The sequence below is a fragment of the Dyella sp. ASV21 genome (assembly GCF_016428975.1).
Taxonomy (GTDB): Bacteria; Pseudomonadota; Gammaproteobacteria; order Xanthomonadales; family Rhodanobacteraceae; genus Dyella.
This window is the reverse complement of record NZ_JAELTT010000037.1, coordinates 21245-42171: the sequence shown is the minus strand read 5'-3', so window position 1 is coordinate 42171 and position 20927 is coordinate 21245. Positions and strand designations below refer to the sequence as shown.

Below are 20927 nucleotides of genomic sequence, written 5' to 3'. Positions count from 1 at the left end.
GGCGACACGCTGTTCAAGTGGAATTGGCGCACGCTGTTCGACGCGTGGAACGAAACCAGCCACGCCATGCAGCGCCTGCGCGACAACCCGCTGACGGCCGACGCCGAGAACGAGTGGCGCCTGGACGATGCTGATCCGGGCATCAGCCCCAAGCTCAGCTTTGAGCCGGCCGACGACATCGCCGCGCCGTACATCGCCAAGGGCGCCAAGCCGCGTGTGGCGGTGCTGCGCGAGCAGGGCGTGAACGGTCAGGTGGAAATGGCCGCCGCGTTCACCCGCGCCGGCTTCGAGGCGGTGGACGTGCATATGTCCGACCTCGCCGCCGGCCGCATCAAGCTGGCCGACTTCCGTGGTCTGGCGGCGTGCGGTGGCTTCTCCTACGGCGACGTGCTGGGCGCGGGTCGTGGCTGGGCCACGTCCATTCTGTACAACGAATACCTGCGCGCGGAATTCAGCACCTTCTTCGCCGACGCCTCGCGCTTCGCGCTGGGCGTGTGCAACGGCTGCCAGATGATGAGCCAGCTCAAGGACATCATTCCGGGCGCGCAGCATTGGCCGAAGTTCCTGCGCAATGCTTCCGAGCAATACGAAGCGCGCGTGGCCACGCTGGAAGTGCTCGATTCGCCCAGCATCTTCTTCAAGGGCATGGCCGGCTCGCGCATCCCGGTGGCGGTGGCGCACGGCGAAGGTCGCGTGAACTTCCCGTACAGCTGCAGCCCGTCCAAGGCGGGCGGTGCGCTGCGTTACGTGGACAACCGCGGCAAGCCCACCGAGGACTACCCGCTGAACCCCAACGGTTCGCCGGGCGGTCTCACCGGTTTCACCGCCGCGGATGGTCGCGTGACCATCATGATGCCGCATCCCGAGCGCGTGTTCCGCAGCGTGCAGATGAGCTGGCATCCGGAGAAATGGGGCGAAGATTCGCCGTGGATGCGCATGTTCCGCAACGCACGGGTGTGGTGCGGCTAATGCATCGCGATTACGTCGGGTCCGTGTCTGAGGCGCGGGCCTGACGTGGTCTCACCGCTGTCCCGCTGGTGCGCTCGCATGCTGCCGGCGGTGGCATGGATCGGCTTGCTGGGGCTGTTGCCCTGGTGGGTTGGCGCCATGGTGTTGTGTGTGCTGGTGGCCGGCGCGGTGTACTTTGACCGGCGTTATGCCGATCGCGCGGAGTGGTGTCGTCGTGGTCTTCGGTGGGGTTTGCCGGGCGTGTTGTTCGCCTTGCAGCGGGCACTGGGCGGTGACGTGCTGGCTTGGGGTGCGGCTTTGCTGGGCGCGCTGGTGGGGTTTTCGCTGGTTGCCTTGCTGGAATCGCTGCTCGATCGACGCGTGCGTCGTGCCACGGCTGGCGTGGCGACGGCGGAGTGGCGCGAACTGGCGATGGCGCGGGTGGGGCCGCCGGCTTGCATCATCGAATTGCTGCCCGTCGATTGGTGCGAAGTTACCGGGCCGTTCGTCGACCCGCACGGCGAGCCGGCACGTTTTGAGCCGGCGAGCGAGGGCAGGGGACGTTACGTGTTTGGCGAGGGTCGGGTGATCGATCAGGCCAGTCCCCGTTGCTGCTTCGGCCCCGGCGGTCGCTGGTTCGTGGCGAGCTTGCCGGAAGGGCGCGGCGATATCCTGTGGGATAGGCGCGGCGATCACCTGCATCGCCTGGTCGGCTGGGAGCTGTATGGTTGGGAAGGCGAACAGCCCTGGCTGTCGCAGGGAGTCGATGGCGTGCCCGCGCCGATTCACGAAGTGCTGGGATCGGGGCGATAGCTTCAGCCCGCACACCATGAAGACGTCTATGGGGCGTCTTTCCCGTTTTGGAAAACCACGGTCTCGCGCATACTTCTCCCGGTGAATACGGAAACTGCTCCCTCCTTGTCTTCGGTGTTGCCGGTCAGTGTGATCGTGGTGGCGGCCGACAGTGGCCCCACGTTGCGTGATTGCGTGCGGCGCGTGCTTGCCTGCGATACGCCCCTGGAAATGATCCTGGTCGACAATGCCTCCAAGGACGGCATTCCGCAGGCCATTGCGCGTGCGCATGAGGGCGATGCCCGCTTGCAGGTGATGTACAACCGCGCCAACCTGGGTTTTGGGCCTGCAGTGAATCGCGGTGCCGCCAAGGCCCAGGGCAAGTCGCTGCTGGTGCTCAATCCCGATTGCCTGATCGACAACGCCACGCTGCAGAAGCTGCTGGTCACCCTTGCCGCGCAACCTCGCGCAGGCGTGCTTGGCGCCGTGGTATGCGATGAACTGGGTGTGGCCGATCCGGCGTCTTATCGCCGTGACCCCTTATTGCGGCGCGCGCTCAATACGATGTTCGGGCGCTCGGGCGAAGGCGTAAACGTCGAGGGACCGATTCCCGCGCAACTGCTCGAGGCCGAGGCCGTGTCCGGTGCGCTCATGTTGATGCCGCACCGCGTGTTCAATTACCTGGCCGGTTTTGACGAAGCGTATTTCCTGCACTGTGAAGATCTGGACCTGTGCCGACGCGTGCGCAACGCAGGTTATCGCGTGCTGCTGGCCGGCGATGTGCGTGTGTTGCACGGCAAGGGCAGCTCCAGCCGTCACCGCCCCGTCTTCGTGAGCTGGCATAAGCATCGCGGCATGTGGCGCTGGTTCCGCAAGTACGACCCGGCCGCATCCGGATTCCTGCTGCGCACCGTGGTGTGGCTGGGGTTGTGGATGCACTTTCTGCTGCAGATTCCCGGCCAGTGGTGGCGCTTGTTCAAGCGCAAGCTCGCCGGAGGAACGCAGGCCGCATGAGCGACAGGCAATCGCGCGCCGGCACGCTGGCGACCCTGGGGCTGATCGCCGTTACCGCTATTTGGGGTTCCACCTTTTTCCTGATCAAGGATCTGGTGGCGCGCATGGCCGTGGCCGACTTTCTGGCGGTGCGTTTCGCGGTGGCAGCGGCGGCGATGGTGCTGGTATTCCATCGACCGTTGATGCGCCTCAGTCGCCGGGAGTGGCTGCAAGGCATTGTGCTGGGGGCCGTGTATGGCGTGGCGCAACTGCTGCAGACGACCGGGCTGCAACATACCTCGGCCAGCATCAGTGGCTTTGCCACCGGCATGTATGTGGTGTTCACCCCGCTGCTCGGCACGGTGCTGTTGCGCCAGCGTTTGCCGTCGGTCACCTGGATCGCCGTGCTGCTGTCGGTCGGCGGCCTTGCTTTGTTGGCGCTGCATGGCTTGAGCATCAGCTATGGCGTGTGGCTTACGTTAGCCTCCGCCGCGCTGTATGGCTTGCATATCGTGGGGCTGGGCAACTGGTCGCGGCCGGGCAGTGCGTTTGCCTTGTCTACCGTGCAGATGCTGGTGATCGCCATGGTTTGCGTGCTCGCCACTTTGCCCAAGGGGCCGCAGCTCCCGCCGGACGGTGGCGCATGGTTGGCCGTGCTCTACATGGCGCTCGCGGCTGGCGCGGGCGCCATGCTGATGCAGACCTGGGCGCAAGCCCATCTTTCGGCCACGCGCGCAGCCATCGTGATGACGCTGGAACCGGTGTTCGCCGCAGGCTTCGCGGTGTGCTTCGGCCAGGATGCACTCACCTGGCGCATGCTCGCCGGCGGCGCCTTGGTGCTGGCCGCCATGTACCTGGTGGAACTCGCTCCCCGCAGCAGCGCAGTGACGGCGGAAGGGCTGCATCACGAAGTGTGACGGCTCACGCGCTGGTGCGCGTGCCAACCGTTTGAACCCGTTGAGCCGACCTTACTTGCGTACCTTGGGCGGCCGCGGTTGCATCGCGATGCGCACCAGATACACCACGATGGCCACGTTCGCCACCAATGCTCCCAGCTTCAACCAGCTGAACTTGTGCACCGTTTCGTACAGTTCCAGCGGGATGAGCGAGCCGGTGGCGACCACGGTGAACCACTCCGCCCAGTGCTTGCGCAGCCACAGGCCGATGCCTTCGGTGGCGAAGATCGCCGCGTAAGCCAGCGCCACCAGCCCGATAGCCACGAACTTGCTCGGCCCCATCTGCTGCAGCAGTTCCACCAGTCGCCAGCGCAGGCCATTGCTGTCGGTGAGCGAGAGGTGCTCCAGCCAATGCACCAGCTTTTCGAAGTTCTGTGCGCGATCCAGGTGAAAGGCGAAGGCCGCGACCAGGATCAGGCATACGGTCTTCACCGCCTTGTAGATGGCGATGATGCGCAAGCCGAGGCTGTGTTGTGCTTCGATCTCGGAGGTGGGTTGACTGAGGTGATGTTCGGTCATGGAGAAGCGCGGTGGGCAGGATGGAGCAGGGTGGCTTCCCGATGATGAAGGGAATGGCAGCGAAAGCCCAGTGCTGCGTTCAGACACAAGAAAGGCCATGCCCCGGGGCGCGAGGCATGGCCTTGCTGTGAATCGCCGGTGCTTAGCAGCAGCGGCCGCCGGTGCCCTTGTAGCGAGCAATCTGCCGCTCGCGGAAGAACTCCTTGTAGCTGGGCACCGGGCGCTCCGGGTGGTGGTCGCGCAGGTGCTTCACATACACGTCGTAGTCCGGAATGCCGCAGCACAGGCGGGCGGTTTGCACCGCCCACTTGCGAATGGCTTGCAGGGTCGTTTTCATGATCGCCCTCCTCAACGGCTGGGCACCCTTCCCAGGGCCACGTACGGCTCTTCATGGGCCGTGGGGTGGTTGATACGCCAGGCCTTGACGATCGCATTGATCGTAAAGCCCAGCATGCTCAGCACCAGCAACATGAATACGCCGGTGAGGGCGGCATCCACATAGTTGTTGGTGACAATGCGCTGCATTTCTTCCACGGTTTTGGCGGGCGCGAGCAGCTTGCCGTCGGCGGCCGCGGCTGCGTACTTGTTGGCGGCGGCGGTGAAGCTGATCGGGCCGCTGAGTTTTTCCCAGCCCGCCGTGAGCGTGCATATCACCAGCCAGATCGCGGGAATGCCAGGCACCAGCACATAGCGCTCGCGCTTGAGCTTGACCGTGACCACCGTGGCCAACATCAGCGCCACCGCGGCCAGCATCTGGTTGGCGATGCCGAACAGCGGCCACAGTGTATTGATGCCGCCCAGTGGATCCACCGCACCCTGGTAGAGGAAATAGCCCCACAGACCCACGCAGATCGCGGTGGCGAGCAGGTTGCCGGTCCATGACTCGGTGTGCTGCAGCGGTTTGTGGATGAGGCCGGCGATCTCCTGGATCATGAAGCGGCCCACGCGCGTGCCCGCATCCACCGTGGTCAGGATGAACAGCGCTTCGAACAGGATCGCGTAGTGGTACCAGAAGGCCATCATGCCTTCGCCGGGAACGACGCGGTGCAGCAGCTGGGCCATGCCCACCGCCAGTGTCGGCGCACCGCCGGCGCGGCTGAGCACGGTCGACTCGCCAATGTTCTTGGCGGTGGTGAGCAGCTCATCGGGCGTCACCACAAAGCCCCATTGGCTGATGGTGGTGGCCGCTTCCTGGGCGGTGGTGCCGATCAGTGCGCCCGGCGAATTCATCGCAAAGTACACGCCCGGGTGCAGCGAGGTAGCGGCCACCAGCGCCATGATGGCGACGAAGGCCTCCATCAACATACCGCCGTAACCGATCATGCGGGCCTCGCCTTCGTTGGCGAGCAGCTTGGGCGTGGTGCCCGAGGCAATGATCGAGTGCCAGCCCGACACCGCGCCGCAGGCGATGGTGATGAACAGGAAGGGGAACAGGTTGCCCTGGAACACCGGGCCCGTGCCGTCGATGAACTTGGTGACGGCCGGCATCTGCAACGTCGGCGCGGCCAGGAAAATCGCCAGCGCCAGCAGCAGGATGGTACCGATCTTGAGGAAGGTGCTCAGGTAATCGCGCGGCGCCAGCAGCAGCCACACCGGCAGCACGGAGGCGCAGAAGCCGTAGGCGATCAGCAGCCAGGCCAGCGACTTGGCGTCGAAGTCGAATACGGCCGACAACGTCGGCGAAGCGGCGACATGGGCGCCGAACCAGATCGAGCCCAGCAGCAGCACCAGACCGATGATCGATACTTCCAGAATCTTGCCGGGGCGCACGTAGCGCAGGTACACGCCCATCAGCAGCGCGATCGGAATGGTGGCCGCCACGGTGAACGTGCCCCACGGGCTGTGCGTCAGCGCCTTCACTACGACCAGCGCCAGCACCGCCAGCACGATCATCATCAGCACCAGTACGCCGAACATGGCGACCACGCCAGCGGTGTTGCCCAGCTCGTCACGGAGCATGTTGCCCAGCGAGCGGCCGTCGCGCCGTACTGACAGGCCCAGGATCATGAAGTCCTGCACCGCGCCGGCGAACACCACGCCGAAAAGAATCCACAGCGTGCCAGGCAGATAACCCATCTGCGCGGCCAGCACCGGGCCCACCAGCGGGCCCGCGCCCGCGATGGCGGCGAAGTGATGGCCGAACACCACCCACTTGTCGGTGGGTACGTAATCCAGGCCATCGTTGCGCAGCACCGCCGGGGTCGCTCGGCTGGGGTCCATGCGCAACACTTTGTCGTTGATGAACTTGCTGTAGAAGCGGTAGCCGATCACGAAGACCGAAATGGAGGCGGCTACCAGCCAGATGGCGTTGATGGGTTCGCCACGGCGCAAGGCCACAACGCCGAGGCACCACGCGCCCACGATGGCGATGGCGGCCCACAGGATCTTGCCTGCCGGGCTGGGTTTAACGACGACGGTTGACATGCGGTTCGCTCCTGGACAGTCCAGAGAAAGGGTCGTCCCCGTCGTCCCGGGGGTCAATGGCATTATTCTCTTTCTTGCGTTAGCTATTGGTCGAATACCCACGGCCGGCTTGTACAGCCGCCGTATCGGCCGGATGCGTACACTGGCAAGTCGCCGTTGCCGCTCCCCGGCAAAGGCCAAGTGGCCGATCAGGTGAGGTTTTTCATGATTCGCGAGATTTTGAGAATGGGTGACCCCCGCCTGCTGCGGGTGGCACCACCGGTGCCGGACGCAATGATCGGCAGCGCCGAGCTGGACGCGCTGATTGTTGACATGTTCGACACCATGCATGCCGCTGGTGGGGTGGGTCTGGCCGCACCCCAGATCGGGGTGGACCTGCAACTGGTGATCTTCGGCTTTGACCGCTCCGAGCGTTATCCGGACGCGCCCGCGGTGCCACGCACCATCCTGCTCAATCCGCTGATTACCCCGCTCTCGCAGGATATGGAGGAGGGCTGGGAGGGCTGTCTGTCCGTGCCCGGCCTGCGCGGCGCGGTCAATCGCTACACGCTGATCCGCTACCAGGGCGTGGACCCCAAGGGCGAGCGCATCGACCGTGCCGCGGAGGGTTTCCACGCTCGCGTGGTGCAGCATGAATGCGACCACCTGATCGGCCGGCTTTATCCCTCGCGCATCACCGATTTCAGCAAGTTTGGCTATACCGAAGTGCTGTTTCCGGGCATGGACCCCGGAGCGGACGACTAAGCGGCACGGCGCCCTCTCCCCACGGGGAGGGGGCGCAGAGGCGCCCGCACGCCACGGCCGGGGCTGCCCGGTGCCGGCTGCCGAAAAGGGGCCAGCCGAGCCGCTCGCGATGCCCCGCGCAGTAACCCGTTGCGTCCAGGCGCGAATCCCGCAACCCTACGCGCTGGCCCGCCGACCGGCAGGCAGTCGTAGCCATGCATCACCAGGGGAGATCACCAACATGACGGGCAAGCACTCGTGAGCGGCAACCATCCCAGCGCCGATATGCGCAAAGAGCTGACCATCCGCGGTCTTATCCTCGGCGTGATCATCACGGTGGTGTTCACCGCGGCCAACGTCTTTTTTGGCCTGAAAGCCGGCCTCACCTTTGCCACCTCGATCCCCGCCGCGGTGATCTCGATGGCTTTGCTGCGCGGGTTCAAGGACTCGACCATCCAGGAAAACAACATCGTGCAGACCATCGCCTCGGCGGCGGGCACGTTGTCGTCCATCATTTTCGTGCTGCCCGGCATGATCATGATTGGCTGGTGGAACGGCTTCCCCTTCTGGACCTCGTTCGCGGTGTGCGCGCTGGGCGGCATCCTGGGTGTGATGTATTCCATCCCGCTGCGTCGCGCGCTGGTGACCAACTCCGATCTGCCGTATCCGGAAGGCCTGGCTTGCGCCGAGGTGCTCAAGGTGGGCAGCGGTGACGATGCCAACGCCAGCAGCGTGGAAGAGGGCAAGGCCGGTTTGCTGGCGGTGCTGTGGGGCTCGATCGTCTCGGCGGTGTTCGCCGTGGTGGTCGCCACGCAGGTGTTCGCCAGCGATGTGGTGTCCTACTTCCGCGTGGGCAACAAGGGCGCGGTGAGCGGCTTTGACTTCAACCTTTCCTTTGCGCTGTTCGCCATTGGCCACCTGGTGGGCCTGTCGGTGGGTGTCGCCATGCTGATCGGCGCGCTGATCGGCTGGGGCTGGGGTGTGCCGCACTATTCCCTGCTGGGCGACATGAGCGCCACGGTGGCTGATCTGGCGCAAGGCACCTGGAGCCATAAGGTGCGCTTTATCGGTGCCGGCGCGATCGGCGTGTCGGCCATCTGGACCCTGGCCAAGCTGGTCAAGCCGGTGATCAGCGGGCTTGCTGGCGCCATGGCCGCCTCGCGCGTGCGCAAGGCCGGCAACGCAGACAGCCTGCCGCGTACCGAGCGTGATATCCCGATCGGTATCGTTGGCCTGATCACGCTGGCTTGTTTTATTCCGATCGCCTGGCTGCTGGGCTATTTCGGCTCGATCAGCGGCCTGGGCGACCACCTGGGCGTGCTGGCCATCGGCGGCGTGGCGTTCGTGGTGTTGATGGGCTTTTTCGTATCCACCGTGTGCGGCTACATGGCCGGTTTGATCGGCTCGTCCAACAGTCCGCTGTCGGGTGTGGGCATTCTGGTGGTGATCGCCGCGGCGTTGCTGCTGGTGGCTTTTGTGAAGCCCTATGTGGACCCGTCTGCGGGCAAGGCGTTGGTGGCCTTCGCGTTGTTCATCACCTCGGTCGTGTTCACGGTGGCGGCCATCGCCAACAACAACCTGCAGGACCTTAAGACCGGCCAACTGGTGGACGCCACGCCGTGGCGCCAGCAGGTGGCGCTGGTGGTGGGTGTGGTGGCGGGTGCGGCGGTGATTCCGCCGGTGCTGGATCTGCTCAATCACGCGTACGGCTTTGCCGGCGTGGCCGGTGCGGGTCCGCATGCACTGCCCGCCCCGCAGGCGGGTCTGATCTCGGCGCTGGCGCAGGGCGTAATCACCAACAATATCGATTGGAGCCTGATCGTCACCGGTATCTGGATCGGCGTGGCGATCATCGTGGTGGACGAAGTGCTCCGCCGTACCACCAAGCATCTGAGCCTGCCGCCGCTGGCGGTGGGCCTGGGTATTTATCTGCCCACCGTGAGCACGCTGATGGTGGTGGTGGGTTCGATCGTCGGCTGGTACTTCGACCGCCGCGCGGATCGTTCGGCCAAGCCGGAAAGCACCAAGCAGCTGGGCGTGCTCCTGGCCTCGGGTCTGATCGTGGGCGAAAGCGTGATCGGTGTGCTGATTGCGGCCATTGTGGCCTTCGCAGACAGGCTGGGCTTCAGCAATCCGGAGGCGCCGCTCGCACTGGTTGGCCCGAACTTCGCGGCTGCGGCGCAGTGGATTGGCGGCGTTGCCTTTGTGGCGATCGTGTTCGTGATGTACCGCTGGGTGGCACGGATGGCCAACGGGCTGGGCGCCAAATCCTGATTTCGGGGTCGCGGTTGCCTGAAGCGGCCGCGACCAAATGTCATCCCCACGTGCCACGATCGAACAGCAAGGCATCCTGACCGGCTATCCTAGAAGGTCGCAGCAAAGGTCTGCGCGTTGGGTGATGTGGAGGCGGTAATCGCGTGGTGGAGCAGACAGGGGCGGAGGTCCCGCCAACCGGAGAGATGCTGGCTCGGCCAGGCCTGATGGCCCGGCTGCGGCGACTCGCTGGGCCTGTGCTGTCGGTCGCCATGCTGTGCCTGGCGCTGTGGGCACTCCATCGCCTGGCCAGCGAGGTGAGCTACCGTGAGGTGGCCCGCTACGTCCATGGCCTGGAGAACTACCGCGTAGCCTTGGCCGTACTGCTTACCGCGGGCAGCTACGGCGTGATGATCCTCTACGACTGGTTCGGCCTGGCCTATATCGGCAAGCGACTGCCAGGCCCGCAGGTCAGCCTGATTTCCTTCATCAGCTACGCCTTCAGCAATGCGCTGGGCATGGCGTTGCTGATATCCGGCTCTATTCGCTACCGCTTCTACATCCAGGCGGGCTTGAGCACGGCGGAAGTGGCCAAGGTGGTGGTGTACTGCACGCTCAGCTTCTGGCTGGGGCTGTGTGCGCTCACCGGCGTTACCTTGTTGCTGGTGCCGGTGCCGCCGAGCCTGCCGCTATCCGCCTGGCGCCTGCCGGTGGCCAGCGTGCTCACCTTGATCCCGCTGCTGTGGCTAGTGGGCAATCGCCTGCTGCGTCGTCCGCTTCGAGTGTGGCGCTGGCGCCTGAGCCTCCCCTCCACGCTGATCGCGGCGCGCCAGATTCTGGTGGGTGCGGTGGACTGGGGGCTGGCTGCCTACGTGCTCTATCTGCTGATGCCCAACCAGGTCGATACGGGCTTTGGGCACTTCCTGGCCATCTTCGTGCTGGCCCAGATCGCCGGCTTGATCAGCCACGTGCCCGGCGGCCTGGGCGTGTTCGAGGCGGTGATGCTGGCCGGCTTTGGCGCGGAAGGAAACCAGGGCCTGGAAGCCCCCATCCTCGGCGCGCTGGCGGCTTATCGCCTGATCTATTACTTCCTGCCGCTGTGCGCGGCTACCGTGGTGGTGCTGGTGCGCGAGGCGCGCGGCATTCGTCGCAAGGCGTTGCTCGCACCCTGGTTCACCGGGTTGTTGCCGCCGTTCTTCGCCGGCTTGACCCTGGTTTCCGGCGCGGTGCTGTTGTTTTCGGGCGCTACGTCCGCGCTGCCGTCGCGCATGGCCATCTTGCGCGACGTGCTGCCGCTGGCGGTGCTGGAAGTGTCCCACTTCCTCTCCAGCGTGGTCGGCATGATGCTGCTCATCCTCGCCCGTGGCCTGCAGCGTCGTCTTGACGCGGCCTATGTGCTCACCCTGATCCTGTTGGTGCTCGGTGCGGTGCTCTCGCTGCTCAAGGGCATCGACTACGAGGAAGCGACCTTGCTCGCGCTGCTGGCGCTGGCGCTGGCGCCGGCACATCAGCTCTTCTATCGGCGTGCATCGCTGTTCAGTGCGAGCTTCTCGTGGGGCTGGATCATCGCCATCGTGGCGGTGCTGGTATGCGCCGGCTGGCTGGTCGGCTTCAGCTACAAGCACGTGGAATACAGCAGCAATCTGTGGTGGGAATTCAGCTTCTATCACGGCGGTGCGCCGCGTGCCTTGCGCGCCCTGGTGGGCGCAGCGGCAGCGGGCTTGTTGTTTGCGCTGGCCAACTTGATCCGCCCGGCGCGACCGGACTTGCAACTGCCCGGCGAGGGCGATCTGCAACGGGCGTTGCCGCTGATCAAGCAGTACTCCTCGGCACAGGCGCACTTGGCGCTGACCGGTGACAAGACCCTGCTGTTCGGCAACGACAGCAAGGCCTTCATCATGTACGACGTGGAAGGCCGCAGCTGGGTCGCCATGGGCGATCCCGTGGGCCAGGACGATGAAGCGCGCCGCGAACTGGTGTGGAGTTTTCGCGACCTGTGCGAACGCGCAGGCGGTTGGCCGCTGTTCTATCAGGTGCGTCCGGAAGACCTGGACCTGTACCTGGAAGTCGGCATGAACCTGATCAAGATCGGCGAAGAAGCACGCGTGCCGCTGGCCGAGTTCAATCTGGATGGCAAGTCCAAGAAGGTTCTGCGCAACACCATCAACAAACTCACCCGCGAGGGCTTCCGCCTGGAGATCGTGCCGGCCGAAGCGGTGACGCCGCTGCTGCCGCGCCTCAAGCAGATTTCCGATGCGTGGATGCGCGAGAAGGGTGTGCGCGAGAAGGGTTTCTCGCTAGGCACCTTCGATCCGCGTTATCTGGAGCGCACGCCGATGGCGCTGGTATGGCAGGGCGAAGAGCTGGTGGCATTCGCCAACCTGTTCCTCACCGACAGCAAGGAAGAAGCCTCGCTGGACCTGATGCGCCACTTGCCGGATGGCACCTCGGGCATCATGGATTTCCTGTTCGTGGAACTGATGCAGTGGGCCAAGCAGGAAGGTTACCGTTGGTTCAACCTGGGCATGGCACCGTTCTCCGGCTTGCAGAACCGGCGCAGCGCGCCGCTTTGGAGTCGCCTCGGCGCCATCCTGTTTGGTCGCGGCGAGCGCTTCTATAACTTCCGCGGGCTGCATAAGTACAAGGACAAGTTCGATCCCGTGTGGGAGCCGCGCTATCTGGCGGTTCCCAACGGCATCGCTTTGCCGCTGGTATTCGCCAACGTGGCGAGCCTTATTTCGGGTGGACTTTCGGGCATGGTGCGCCGTTGAAACGAATCGTGAAGTGGATTGTTCTGGTGCTGCTCGTCGCGGCGGCCATCGGCATGATGATCTGGCGTCCCTGGCATCACGCCAGCATGGACGAATCCATCGTGATGGTGCCGGCCCAGCCTGGCGCCACGGTATTGCCGGGGCGCGAAGACGTGGTGGCTGTCTTCTATTCCGGCGATGGTGGCTGGCGCGACCTGGATCAATCCCTCGGCAAGATCATCGCCTCGCATGGCATCCCCGTGGTGGGCGTGAGCCTGCTGCAGTACTACTGGCGTGATCGTTCCGCCGAGGATTCCGCTGCGGACCTGGATGCGCTCATTGCGCGCACGGTGGCGCAGGGCGACAAGAAGCGCATCTGGCTGATCGGCTTCTCCTTTGGCGCGGATGTACTGCCCTCCATCGTTGGCAAGCTCAGCCCGGAAGGGCGCGCTCGCATTGCCCAGATCGTGATGCTCTCACCCAGCAAGGACGTGAACTTCGAGATCGAAATGGAAGGCTATATTTCTGCGCGCGAAGGCTGGTTCAAGACCTTTACGCAGAATTTCTTCCAGTGGGTCAATCCGGTGAAGCATTACGATGCGATGCCTCCCTTGGTGGCGCTGAACAATCAGCCACCCGTGGTGTGCTACTACGGCATCAAGGACCGGGACGACACCATCTGCGCCGATCCGGGGCTGCCCAAGTGGGTCAAGGTCTACGAGAAGACCGGTGACCATCACTTCGACTACAACTACGAAGGCCTTGCCCAGCAGATGATCCACGATCTGCCGGCCGCTCACTGAGCGGCCGTCAACCGCATTCGCTCCAGGGAAGGGTCCCATGCAACAGCACGAGCACACAGCACTCGCCACAGGTCGTAACGCGGGCATCGACCTGCTGCGCGGCTTATCCATCCTGCTGGTGGTGTTGCATCACCTGGGCCTGCGCCTGCCCTTGAAAAAGACCGAACTGGCTGACGTGTTGCCCACGCGCCTGCTTGGCGCGCTGAACTGGAACGGCTATGAGGCCGTATTCGTGTTCTTCGTCATCTCTGGTTTTCTCATTACCAGCAACACGCTGCGACGCAGCGGCACACTCGCGCAGATCGACTTGCGCGCGTTCTATGCGCGTCGCTTTTCGCGCATCGCACCCTGCCTGCTGGTACTGGTGGGCGTACTCAGCGCGTTTCATTGGCTCGGTATTCCCAACTTCGTGATTTCCCGCGAAGGGCAGTCGTTGCCGCGCGCCATCGTGGCCGCGCTGGGCTTCCATCTGAACTGGTATGAAGGTGTGACGGGTTACCTGCCAGGTAACTGGGACGTGTTGTGGTCGCTTTCGATCGAGGAAGTGTTTTACCTCGGCTTTCCGTTGGCCTGCCTGTTGCTGCGACGACCGAGCGTGCTGGCCTTTGCCTTGCTCGGCCTGGCCGTGAGCCTGCCGTGGACGCTGGCGGCCATCGTGGATAACGACATCTGGAAGGAAAAGGCCTATCTCCCCGGCATGGCGGCCATTGCCATGGGCGTGTTGGGTGCCTTGGCATCCGCTCACTGGCGTGCGCCTCTTTGGGCCGTGCGCTTGTTGCGCTGGGGTGGCGCCATCGGTCTCTTCACGGTGTTCATCGGCATGCGCTGGCTGTGGCCGCTATTGCAGGACGGCGTGATGCTGCTGCTGACCTTCTCGGCCGTCTGCGTATTGATCGCTTGCGCGCAGCAACCTTCCGCACGTCCGTGGAAGGGGCTGGGCTGGCTGCATCGCTGGGGTGCGCTGAGCTACGAGATCTACCTGACTCACATGTTCGTGGTGTTCAGCGTAGTGGGTTGCTTCCATGCCTTCAGCGGTGAACTTCGTCACGCGTGGCTGTGGTATCTGCCAGCGATGCCGTTGTGCTGGTTGCTGGGCTCTGTCGTTGAACGTTGGCTTTCCCTACCCAGCGAGCGTTGGTTGCGCGGACGCTGGCTCGCTCCGAGAGCACAGACCACTGTCGCGATAACGTGAAGAAGCGTTCCGTGCAGCTATGCGTTGTCGCACCAATTTGCGGGCGCTGAGTATCCGTGCTATCGCACGGCAGCACGCTCTACGACTACGCCATTGAAAAATCTGTAGTCCTGTCACGCAGGGAACAGCGGGCTTCGCTCAGCCCGAGGAGACTCGCGCCTTCCCACTGAGAGGAGCGCGAGGCGATGGATTGCAGGGTTGCCAGCGACATCGATGAACGATTCGAGCAGGCGTGGCGCGCGCACTTGCCCATGCTCTCCCGCCGCGCGCGGCGCCTCTCCGGTGGCCATCCGGATCGGGCCGACGAGTTATTGGCGGCGACCGCGCTCAAGGCCTTTCAGTTCACTCGTCATCGACCACAGTTCATGGAGCAGCCCAAGGGGTTTCTCTTTGTCGTCCTGCGCCATGTCTTTGTCGATGGCCTTCGCCGCAGCGTGCGTGAAGGCCAGGTATTCGACGATACGGTCGATGTCGATGCGTTGACGGCCACACCGGAACACAGCAGTGCACCATCGGCCATGCATCGGCTTGAGGTGCAGCAGCAGATTGCCTGTGTTGAAGCAGTGTTGCGCAGGATGACGCCGGCCCAGCGGCGGCTGTTTGCCTTCCGTTTTATCGAGGACCTTCCGTATCCGCAGATCGCCGAGCGCCTTGGCATCAACCAGCCACTGCTGCGCAAGCGCGTTCAACTGATACGCGATCGCCTACGTGCCGAGATGGACAACGGCGGACTGCCGCTTGGCAAACCTTGCGTATCGCTTTTCACAGAACGGCACGCGCTTCGTTATGAAAAGAACAGTGCCGCGCGCCGCGATCGGCAAACGTCGTCAACCAAAGGAAACGACCATGGCTGACCCCCAAGTCAACGCACAGATCACCGATGCCATTACGCAGACCAATGTGAAAGTGGTGGCTGAAGCGCCGGCCCAAGCCATCGCGGCGCTTTACCAGGTCGCCAGTCATTCGGCCGGGCTATCGCTGCAGAACGCGGTGCACAGCCAGCAGGCGCTCAATCAGATCTCCAACGCCGTGGTGTCGCGAGCGGTCGCCATGATCATGTCGATCGCCGACAAGCCGTAGGCGTGATGACGAGTTGCGGATCGGCTTTGGCGTAGGAGAAGGGGATCGACATGGCCTTCTGGTCTAAATGGATGACGGGCAACCGGACGCCGCGTGCGGCGTCCGAGGATGACGAGGGAGGAAACGCCAGCGGGGCGGCGCCCGCACCCGCGCCGGTGCCTGCACCTGCACCTGCTCCAGGCCCCGCGCCAGCGCCAGCGCCGGCTCCGACACCCGCACCTGCGCCACCGGTTTCGCCACCGTCGAACGTGCGCCAGCTGATGACGGAGCGGATGCTGGAGCAGAATCCGTCGCCGCCTGCTACCGATGCACTCAAGCCGGCGATTGTGCAGGCGGTGCAGTTGAGTAACGCCGAGACGGCGAGCTACGCGCCATCGCAGATCGCCATCGGGCCCGACATGATGATCAGTCAGGCCTCGGGCTTGGTGGCACAGGCGGCGGCCAATTACTTCGACGGCGTGAGCAAGTTGGTACTGGCGAGCCAGAGCGTGCTGCTCAAGCAGATGACCCAGGCACTGGCCGAGCAGAACCTCAAGCAGGCGGGCGAGGACGCTTTGGGCATTGTCGCCACGGATCTGCTGATGGGCGCGGCGGCGGCCGTCGCCGCCGCGGCCGGGGCGATGGAGGCGGAGTCGGCAAGCTTCGCCATCGACCGCATCGACCAGAGCATCGCCAAGTACAGCAGCGTACTCAACGCAAGCAAGACGCCGTCGGGCAGTTGAACTCACGGCCCCCGGGACTCCGATATAGCGAGGACATGACATGGCCTTCTTCAAGCTCTCCGCACCTGTCCGCCTGTACCAGTATCCGTTCGATTACCACAGTCACCTTGGCGGCATCCTGCCGGTGCGGGGGCACGATGGGCTTTCCCTGGTGGGATGGCTACATCGCAAGAAGCCCGCAGACGTGGAAGACGGCGAATTCCGCCTGTTCGATCAGGCGCTGCAGTTCATGCAGCAGTCCAACCCTTTTGCGCTGCTGGCGGCAAAGAAGGATGTGGCGGCCTATGAGCGGGCCGAGTGCGCGGCCGAGAACATCTACATCGCCGGCGTGCTGATTACCCAGCATTTTCGCCCTGGCGAGGGTGTCGATGAACTACCGGTCACCGACGCCCGCCTCTATGCGGTTTGTCAGCAGTTGATCAAGGATGCGCGGGCCAAGGGCGGCGAGGCCTGGCAATGGACGCTGGGATTGATGCGGTACTTCAACGACAAGATCTATTCCAGCAACAAGTACACGCCGTTCGACGATGCCTACAAGACACGCTCAAGCATGGTCGATCGCATACATGCGGTGCCCAAGGATGGCGAGGAGGACTATGTCGCCTGGATCGACGCAACACTGGAGTTTCTCTACCAGCAGGGCATTCGGCACATACAGATTCCGGCAGGAAGGGACGATATCCCGACGCTCGATGCACGCATGGGTGTATTCAACGCGCGTCCGGTGGTGCAGTACCGCGCGCTGGTGCATACACCGGCGGCCTACGTGAGTGAGAAGGCCTTCAGCGACGATCTGGCGAAGATCAAGAGTCTGCTCACCCATGACAGTTTGTCGTGGACCATTGGGCTGGACGTGCTTGGCGTAGAGAATCGCGTGGCCGACTACGGCACGCTGTTCAAGTTCCTGCAGGAGAACCGGCAGGACTTCTCGGACCTCCTGGCCAAAAAGAAGTCCAATAGCCTCATCGTGCATATCCACAACGGTGAAGGAGCGAGCGCCTCCGAAGATCATCGTTCCCTGATCGGCTACTACATGGCCTATGGCGAACGGTCGCCGGAGTCGGGCTTCTATGGCGCCTTGTCGTCGTATATCGCGCAATGCGCACGCACCGCGAGCGAGCGACGGGGAACGAGCGCCGCCCGCGCGGGTAGCATGCTGGGTCATCTCTTCGATGAGCTTTTCAGCAACAACTCGCTCACCTATCGCGGATGCCGGCTGCGGCGTTTCGATATCAATAGCGAGCATAGTCGCGCGCTGGCGGCATACAACGGCAAGCGCAGTGTCATGGCTCTTGCCGAAACGCTGGATTCACCGGCCGTCGCGGCTGGAAACAAGACCTATTACGCGGTGCTCACCGGTGACGAATCGCCCTATGCGTTCCGTCTCGGGCATGCCTATTACTACCGCAACTACACGGCGGCGAAATTTCCGGCGGTGGCGTTCGATACCAATCTGGGCAGCAACGCTATCACCGGCGCAGGTGGTCTCTTCGCGACGGGCGAGTCCTATCGGATCAACAAGGGCTTTCGACACCTGGAAGGTTATATCGACACCGATGTGCTGGCGGCAGCGTCCACCGCAGTGGCGTACATGTCCAGCGACTCGTTGACCGAAGATCAGATTGGTCTCTTCGTGGCCACCAGCCAGAAGCAGGGAGACATGCAGAGCGTGTTGGCCGACACGGACGTCCAAAAGGATATCCGCAAGCAATTGAAGGTCGTGCTCGGCGACTCCCTCAAGGTCAAGATTCACCTGGATCTCTACTACACCTTTTTTGCCAATCTGGTGACGAACATCGTGGGTGACTCAGTGCAGCAGGCCACGCGCTACCAAGCGTTGACGCGTGTGTTCGCGCTGTTCTGCAACTGGCGATCTTACCTGCTTGGGGCCGATGGGCAGGGGGTGGAACACAGCGACATCCAGGACGAGTTCCTGCGCATGGTGATCCTTCTGACCTACAACCTGTTGCCGACTGGCAAAGAGCATCTTCTTGAAGACACGATGGATCAGTTACAGAAGCTCTTGCTGCTGATCGCCGCGGTGTATTGGCAGTCCACGGTTGCCCAAACGGCGGGCGTGACCACACCGATGAAGCGCAGCATCGAGTCGCTGGAGGGCTTCAAGTCCCCCGGCTCGGTGCTGACCATTCGACGCGGAAAGGCACAGGGATCCTGAGTTCAGGACCGGGAGAGCGGCGCATGTCCACGCATTCGAACGATGAGCTGGTCGAGCAGCTGTATTACACCGCCGGCACTACCAAGGCCGTCGCTTCGGCGCCGGCCTCAGGGGCATCGCCCGCGTCGCGCGGAGATGGCCGGCCAAGGCATGGCGCGCGTGAGGCTGAGCCCTCGTCGCCACGCAAACGCCATCGTGACCTTCGCCTGCTGCTCGCCGTGGCGCGCCTGCTTGCCGCGCGGCATCGCTGAACGTGCATCGTCTTTGGAGATTGGCCCATGACCGGCATTGACCAGGACAAGCTCGATGGCCTGCGCGAGCTCATCAAGCTGCTGCTCGCACTGATGCAGGCGGAGCGGCCTCGGGTGGTCTATAGGTATCCGCCCTTCATGCCGCAACCGCAGCCCGTGCCGCCGATGCCGCCGGGGCCTGTGCCGCCCGGGTCAGGGGAAGGCGGCATGAACCTGGTGCGCGCGGCGGAAATTGTGGAGCGAGGCGGAGCGCGCGCGCAGGAAGCGATTCGTCATGGCACGGAGGCCGCGCGCGCCGCCTTGCTGCAGTTGGCCGAGCAGCGCGATATCGAACAACAGGCGGTGGAGCAGGTGATTGAAGCGGTGTCCGCACTGAAGGCATTGCAGCATCGTCATCGCCATCAGGGTGAGCCCGCTTCGACCGGCGACGCCGGCGCAGAGGGCGCCCCCGCGCCATCGACGCACACACGGCATGCCGCAGCGCATTCGGTACAAGCCGCGGGCAAGCGCCACAAGAGTTGATTCACGCGGGCACGCCGCGAACGTTTCACTTTCATGTACGGGAACGCCGTACTCAACCAGAGGATCCAGGACATGCCTATTCCCCTTTCGGTCAACTCGCAGATCACCGACGCCGTGACGCAATCCAACGTCAAGGTTCTCGGTGAAGGCCCGGCCATCGCCATGGGTTCGATCTTCCAGACCATGGCTCACTCCACCGGCGTGCTCTATGAGAACGCGGTGTCGTCGGCGCAGCAGCAGAACACCATGTCGCAGGCCGCGACCAACCAGGGCGTGATGCAGATCTACAGTCTCGATACCACCGCTACGGCGGCGGCGACCGAGAAGGTGGCCCAGGGCGGTGTGGCCGACAACCTCACCAGCTTGTTGAGCGTGATGAACGCTTTCAGCAACCAGTGATGTCCTGACGCACGTTGCGTGCGGCCGCCATCACTGGACCTTTCCGCGGCATTGCCGCTTTATTGGATGGAGTTGAATCATGACCGTGAATAGCCAGATTACCGACGCCGTTACTCAGGCCAACGTGAAAGTCGTCGCGGAAGCGCCGGCCATGGCGATGGGTTCGATCTACCAGACCATGGCGCACTCGACGGGCATCCTGTTCGAAAACGCCGTGGCGGCTCAGCAGCAGCAGAACTCGCTATCGCAGGCCGCAGCCAACCAGGGCGTGATGCAGATCTACAGCCTGGATACCACCGCCACGGGTGCTGCCAGCGAAAAGGTGGCGCAGGGCGGCGTAGCCGACAACCTGACCAGTCTGCTGAGCGTGCTCAACGCGTTCCGCAGCAGCTGAGTCGACCGCAGGGCGGTGCCGGACGGGCAAGCCCTGTCCGGACCGCCAGGCGGCCTGCTCGCAATCGATACGTGAAAGGCCGGCATGGGCGCATGAGCGATCACGTTCCCGTTATCCGGGGGCAGGCAGGTTAGGGGAACAAGACTCCCGGTTTGGCGGGTGGGAAAGGGACTCTCGCAGACAAGTCGGGCACAAGCGTTCGATATTCGAGGCAGCGCGGCCTGCATCAGGGCGATGAAGCGCGTTTGCCTTCAGGGGGCCCACAGCATGGAACTGGCAACGCGGCATGCGTCGCGCACGGCTGTGCGCGGCGGCCGTTCGACAGTCGTGGATGCAGACAGCCGGCGCGCATGGCTTGCGGGCTCGGAGCTGTTCGCGGGAATGCCCGACCCGGTGCTGGACGATCTGGCCGAGCGTTCCAACGTGCGTCATCTCGACAGCGGCGAACGGGTGTTCCGTAAGAATGATCCCGCCGATTTTGCCGCGTTGGTGGTGGAGGGCGTGGTGTATGCGATTCTCTATGGCCCGGATGGGCGCGAACTCATCGTCGACATGGCAGGCGCAGGGCAGGGCATTGGCGAGGCGGCGCTCCTGGGGGCGAGCTGTCATCACTTCACGGCGGTAGCGGCCGGCATGGCCACGGTGCTGCTGCTGCGAAGGGTGCATCTGGCGGGGCTGCTGAGCGAGCCACAGTTCCTCAATCGCGTATTGATCCTGCTGGCCGGCCGCGTGAGTCGTACAGCCAAGGCACTTGAAACCATGTGCTTGTACAGCCTGGAATCGCGCCTGGCGCGTTATCTGCTGGAAGCGGTGGAGCGCAGCGGTCGTGAACGCGGCGAGGCGCAGATCCTGCTGCCACCGACGCAAGGCATATTGGCATCCATGCTCAACGCGAGCCGGCCCAAGTTGAATGCACTGCTGCAGGAATGGCAGCGCGCCGGGTTGATCAGCCGGGAGCGCAATGTGCTTTACGTATGCGATTTCGAACAGCTGCGGCGCAAGGCCTATGCGCCTGTGGGGCCGCTTTAGC

General features: G+C 63.8%; 21 protein-coding genes. 18 read left to right on the top strand and 3 right to left on the bottom strand.

Translation table 11 applies throughout. The annotated features are described in order from the left end of the window. The 4 genes from JHD67_RS13415 to JHD67_RS13400 form a co-directional block, all read left to right on the top strand. Window positions 1-969 (top strand): phosphoribosylformylglycinamidine synthase subunit PurQ (locus JHD67_RS13415; RefSeq protein WP_199099753.1); only part of this gene is annotated, 969 nt, incomplete at its 5' end. A 78-nt stretch (window positions 970-1047) separates the two neighbouring features. Then, on the top strand, window positions 1048-1761 hold the full coding sequence (locus tag JHD67_RS13410) for a DUF3488 domain-containing protein (protein WP_199099751.1): 714 nt from the start codon (window positions 1048-1050) through the stop codon (window positions 1759-1761). Between the two features lie 81 nt (window positions 1762-1842). Further along, entirely contained in the window at window positions 1843-2754 is a 912-nt protein-coding gene (locus JHD67_RS13405; RefSeq protein WP_343214362.1) for a glycosyltransferase family 2 protein, read from the top strand. Next, on the top strand, window positions 2751-3650 hold the full coding sequence (locus JHD67_RS13400; RefSeq protein ID WP_199099749.1) for a DMT family transporter: 900 nt from the start codon (window positions 2751-2753) through the stop codon (window positions 3648-3650). Before JHD67_RS13405 ends, JHD67_RS13400 begins: the two co-directional genes overlap by 4 nt. A gap of 51 nt (window positions 3651-3701) precedes the next feature. Here the strand turns inward: JHD67_RS13400 and JHD67_RS13395 are convergent, their stop codons facing one another. The 3 genes from JHD67_RS13395 to JHD67_RS13385 all read right to left on the bottom strand — a co-directional run bounded on the left by JHD67_RS13395 (window position 3702) and on the right by JHD67_RS13385 (window position 6632). Next, window positions 3702-4208, bottom strand: coding sequence for a DUF2127 domain-containing protein (locus JHD67_RS13395; RefSeq protein ID WP_199099747.1), 507 nt, complete (start codon window positions 4206-4208; stop codon window positions 3702-3704). A gap of 142 nt (window positions 4209-4350) precedes the next feature. After that, the gene (locus JHD67_RS13390; protein WP_199099746.1) at window positions 4351-4545 is read right to left on the bottom strand and encodes a YbdD/YjiX family protein; all 195 of its coding nucleotides are present in this window, start codon (window positions 4543-4545) and stop codon (window positions 4351-4353) included. 11 nt (window positions 4546-4556) lie between these two features. Next, window positions 4557-6632: a carbon starvation CstA family protein gene (locus JHD67_RS13385; protein ID WP_199099744.1), complete on the bottom strand. Its 2076-nt coding sequence runs from the start codon at window positions 6630-6632 to the stop codon at window positions 4557-4559. A gap of 204 nt (window positions 6633-6836) precedes the next feature. On the opposite strand from JHD67_RS13385, the gene def reads away from it, so the two are divergent. From def to JHD67_RS13315, 14 genes are all read left to right on the top strand, one after another. After that, window positions 6837-7376: a peptide deformylase gene (gene def, locus JHD67_RS13380; protein WP_199099742.1), complete on the top strand. Its 540-nt coding sequence runs from the start codon at window positions 6837-6839 to the stop codon at window positions 7374-7376. 264 nt (window positions 7377-7640) lie between these two features. Further along, window positions 7641-9629 (top strand): oligopeptide transporter, OPT family, encoded by a 1989-nt coding sequence (locus JHD67_RS13375; RefSeq protein WP_199099761.1) that lies wholly within the window; start codon window positions 7641-7643, stop codon window positions 9627-9629. A gap of 185 nt (window positions 9630-9814) precedes the next feature. Next, window positions 9815-12379 (top strand): bifunctional lysylphosphatidylglycerol flippase/synthetase MprF, encoded by a 2565-nt coding sequence (gene mprF, locus JHD67_RS13370; RefSeq protein WP_199099741.1) that lies wholly within the window; start codon window positions 9815-9817, stop codon window positions 12377-12379. Window positions 12380-12387: 8 nt separating this feature from the next. Further along, window positions 12388-13161 carry an AcvB/VirJ family lysyl-phosphatidylglycerol hydrolase gene (locus JHD67_RS13365; RefSeq protein WP_343214361.1) on the top strand — a complete coding sequence of 258 codons (774 nt, stop codon included), beginning with the start codon at window positions 12388-12390 and terminating at the stop codon, window positions 13159-13161. Between the two features lie 37 nt (window positions 13162-13198). After that, on the top strand, window positions 13199-14353 hold the full coding sequence (locus tag JHD67_RS13360; protein WP_199099737.1) for an acyltransferase: 1155 nt from the start codon (window positions 13199-13201) through the stop codon (window positions 14351-14353). Window positions 14354-14538: 185 nt separating this feature from the next. Next, window positions 14539-15207, top strand: coding sequence for a sigma-70 family RNA polymerase sigma factor (locus JHD67_RS13355; protein ID WP_255557256.1), 669 nt, complete (start codon window positions 14539-14541; stop codon window positions 15205-15207). Continuing rightward, complete coding sequence (locus tag JHD67_RS13350; RefSeq protein ID WP_199099734.1) at window positions 15200-15433, top strand: RebB family R body protein; 234 nt, start codon at window positions 15200-15202, stop codon at window positions 15431-15433. The genes JHD67_RS13355 and JHD67_RS13350 overlap by 8 nt, the downstream gene beginning before the upstream one ends. 50 nt (window positions 15434-15483) lie before the next feature. Next, window positions 15484-16155, top strand: coding sequence for a hypothetical protein (locus JHD67_RS13345; RefSeq protein WP_233171882.1), 672 nt, complete (start codon window positions 15484-15486; stop codon window positions 16153-16155). A gap of 40 nt (window positions 16156-16195) precedes the next feature. Continuing rightward, a complete protein-coding gene (locus tag JHD67_RS13340) occupies window positions 16196-18331 on the top strand; it encodes a hypothetical protein (RefSeq protein WP_199099733.1) in 2136 nt (711 codons plus the stop codon). Window positions 18332-18354: 23 nt separating this feature from the next. Continuing rightward, window positions 18355-18582 carry a hypothetical protein gene (locus JHD67_RS13335; RefSeq protein ID WP_199099732.1) on the top strand — a complete coding sequence of 76 codons (228 nt, stop codon included), beginning with the start codon at window positions 18355-18357 and terminating at the stop codon, window positions 18580-18582. Between the two features lie 27 nt (window positions 18583-18609). Continuing rightward, on the top strand, window positions 18610-19104 hold the full coding sequence (locus JHD67_RS13330) for a hypothetical protein (RefSeq protein WP_199099731.1): 495 nt from the start codon (window positions 18610-18612) through the stop codon (window positions 19102-19104). Between the two features lie 72 nt (window positions 19105-19176). After that, window positions 19177-19503: a RebB family R body protein gene (locus tag JHD67_RS13325; RefSeq protein WP_199099730.1), complete on the top strand. Its 327-nt coding sequence runs from the start codon at window positions 19177-19179 to the stop codon at window positions 19501-19503. Window positions 19504-19582: 79 nt separating this feature from the next. Next, window positions 19583-19897 carry a RebB family R body protein gene (locus JHD67_RS13320; RefSeq protein ID WP_199099729.1) on the top strand — a complete coding sequence of 105 codons (315 nt, stop codon included), beginning with the start codon at window positions 19583-19585 and terminating at the stop codon, window positions 19895-19897. A gap of 267 nt (window positions 19898-20164) precedes the next feature. Beyond that, entirely contained in the window at window positions 20165-20926 is a 762-nt protein-coding gene (locus tag JHD67_RS13315; RefSeq protein WP_199099728.1) for a Crp/Fnr family transcriptional regulator, read from the top strand. Window position 20927: the final 1 nt, after the last annotated feature.